This window comes from Croceitalea sp. MTPC6 (assembly GCF_036985525.1).
In the GTDB taxonomy this organism is placed as follows: domain Bacteria; phylum Bacteroidota; class Bacteroidia; order Flavobacteriales; family Flavobacteriaceae; genus Croceitalea.
Genome location: NZ_BTGR01000050.1, coordinates 1 through 286, shown reverse-complemented (window position 1 = coordinate 286; position 286 = coordinate 1). Strand labels below are relative to the sequence as shown.

1 protein-coding gene is annotated in these 286 nt (G+C 43.7%); it reads right to left on the bottom strand.

The genetic code is table 11. The features are described 5' to 3' along the window. On the bottom strand, positions 1 to 286 hold a 286-nt coding region (locus AACP56_RS18000), incomplete at both ends, for a TolC family protein (RefSeq protein WP_339339117.1).

Below are 286 nucleotides of genomic sequence, written 5' to 3'. Positions count from 1 at the left end.
ATGGAATCCAGCTCGCGGTACAGTTCAAATTTCTGTCGCTGTTGGTATGCCTGCGACCAAGCCTTTTTCACTTCCTGTTCCACTTGCAATTCAGACAGGTCGAGAGCGGTTTCGGCCAAAGCTATTCGTTGTTTTTGAAGTCGCTTTTTTGCACCGATACCCAAGAGGTCTAAATTTTGTTGCCCTACACCAACTAAAGTATATATACCTTGACCATCTGTTATTTCTTCGCCACCCGTAAAAACTTGGGTGTTCCCAAAATCATAAGCAATACCTTTAAGTGCGT